This is a genomic window from Cellulosimicrobium cellulans, from assembly GCF_042723955.1.
Lineage (GTDB): Bacteria > Actinomycetota > Actinomycetes > Actinomycetales > Cellulomonadaceae > Cellulosimicrobium > Cellulosimicrobium cellulans_H.
On sequence record NZ_JBHXIC010000169.1, the window covers coordinates 1 to 2,468 of the forward strand.

General features: G+C 74.0%; 1 protein-coding gene. It reads left to right on the forward strand.

Annotation, left to right across the window (positions count from 1 at the left end; genetic code table 11):
* Nucleotides 1-2,340, forward strand: a 2,340-nt coding sequence (locus ACFWH7_RS20970) for a metallophosphoesterase (protein WP_378219613.1), incomplete at its 5' end; no start/stop codon positions are given.
* Nucleotides 2,341-2,468: the final 128 nt, after the last annotated feature.

Here is a 2,468-nt window from a genome sequence, read left to right on the forward strand (position 1 = left end):
ACGCCCACCCCCCCCGCGGGGCCCCCCCGCCCCCCGCCCACGACCCTCGCCGGCGACCACACGGCCGCCGCGGGGGGCCCCCAGGGCCCGGCCGTCACGCTCGACGGCGAGGTCGTCGAGGTCGGCGCGCTCGTCGGTCCGGGCCTCGAGCCCGGAGCGCACACGCTCGTCGTGACGGCGACGGACGTGCTCGGCAACGCGAGCACGCACGAGATCGGCTTCACGAGCCTCGGCGTCCCCGACGTCCCGACCGACCTCACCCCCGCGACCGGGACGACCGGCGTCGAGGGCTCCCTCGAGCTCGGCGCGCGGGTCAGCGCCCCCGGCGGCGGCGACGTCACGGCGACGTTCGCGCGCGCCGACGTGCGCTCGCCCGTCGTCGCTGCGCAGGGCGAGACCGCCGCGGTGCCCACCGACGTGCTGCACGTCGAGGGCGAGAGCCCGGCCGACGTCGACGCGCTCGTCCCGGGCGACGGCGCGACGCTCGACGCGGCACCCGCCGCCGACGTCGCGTTCCAGCGCTTCGAGATCCCGGCCGAGGGTGACGTGGCCGGGCAGACGGTCCGGTGGGACGGCGTGATCGACCCGCAGCGTCTCGCGACGCTCCACGTCTGGGACGGCGCGGCCTGGGAGGCCCTCGTCTCAGCGCGCGGTGCCGTGGAGGGGCCGACGAGCCTGACGGCCACGCTGTCCACGCGGCACGCGACGCAGGGGACGGTCCACGTCCTCGTCACCGGCACCGACCCGTTCGCCGACGACATCGACGACGGCGTCGGCACCGAGGAGCCGACGTCGTTCGCGGACCGCGACGCGTACGACTTCTCGATGGTCCACTTCACGGACACGCAGTACCTGTCCGAGGGCGCCGTCGAGCAGGAGACCGCCGAGGAGCGTGCGGTCTGGGCGAAGACCTACACCGACCTCGTGCAGTGGGTCGTCGACAACGCCGACGAGCGCGGCATCGAGTACGTCGCGCACACGGGCGACATCATCGAGAACTACACGCGCACGCCGGCGGACGACGCGATGGCCGCCCAGGTCCGCGGCGAGTACGAGTTCTCGTCCTCGGCCCAGCGGCTGCTCGACGACGCGGGCATCCCCAACGGCGTCCTCGCGGGCAACCACGACAACCTCACGGGCGCCGACAACGGCCCCGGCGCGCTGTACAACGCGTACTACGGCCCGGACCGGTACGAGGTGCTGTCGGCCGGCTGGCAGGACGCGTCCTACGGCGGCCCGTGGCGCGAGGGCGACAACCAGAACCACTACGACCTGTTCACGGCCGGCGGCCTGGACTTCGTCGCCGTGTACCTCTCGTACGGCGTGACCGACGAGGAGGCCGCGTGGGCCGACGGCGTGCTGGAGCAGTTCGCCGACCGCAACGCGATCCTGCTCGCGCACGACTACCTCGCGCCGAGCACGAACCCCGACGGCCGCGGCGCACCGTTCTCGACGCCCGACGGGCGCCTGCTCTACTCGAAGGTCGTCGAGCCGAACCCCAACGTCTTCCTCGTGCTCTCGGGGCACGAGCACGGTGTGGGCATCAACGTGAAGCAGGACGTCGGCACTCCGGGCAACGGGGTCGTCGAGCTGCTCGCGGACTACCAGTTCTACGAGGTCACCGCGGAGGAGGCCGGTCTCACCGAGATCGGTGGGTACGCGCCCGACCAGGGCCTGCGGCTCGGGTCGAGCTACCTGCGCCTGCTCCAGTTCGACGTCGACCGCTCCGAGCTGATCGTCGACACGTACTCGCCGTGGCTCGAGAACTTCGGTGCCACCGAGTACGACGACCGCAAGCGCTACAACGGGCTTGAGGACGACTTCACGGTGCCCGTCGACCTCACGACCCGGACGACGACCCTCGTGACCGACGCCGTCGCGCTCTACGCCCCGGCGGAGGAGATCGGGACCGCCACCGTCCCGTCGGGCGAGGTCGCGCGCGTGACCTGGGACGACCTCGACGCGGGTGCGCTGCACGCGTGGGTCGTCACGGCGACGAGCGCGGGCGGTGGCACGGCGGTCAGCCCGGTCACCACGTTCACGACGACCCCCGGCCAGGACGGTCTCGTCGTCTCGACCACGGCTCGCAGCCAGTGCATGGCGGGCAAGGCGTATGTGGCGGTCCGGGCTCTCAACGCCGACACGGTGCCCGTGGACGTCACGCTGAGCACGCCGTACGGCGAGCGCACCGTGACGGACGTGCAGCCCGGCGCGTCGGCGTACCATGCCTTCGCGGTCCGCTCCACCCAGGTGGCGGCGGGCAGCGCGCACGTGACGGCGAGCGGCGACGACCGCACGTTCGCGGGCGACGTCGCGTTCGACGCGCTCGCGTGCGGCTGACCCGCGCGGTGCGCACGACCCGGGTGACCCGGTGACGCCGCGCGGCGTGAGGTGAGGAGCGGCCCCCCCCCCCCCCGGCGACCGGGCGCGCGCCGCGGCCCCCCGCCGAGGACCCCCCCCCCGGCCAC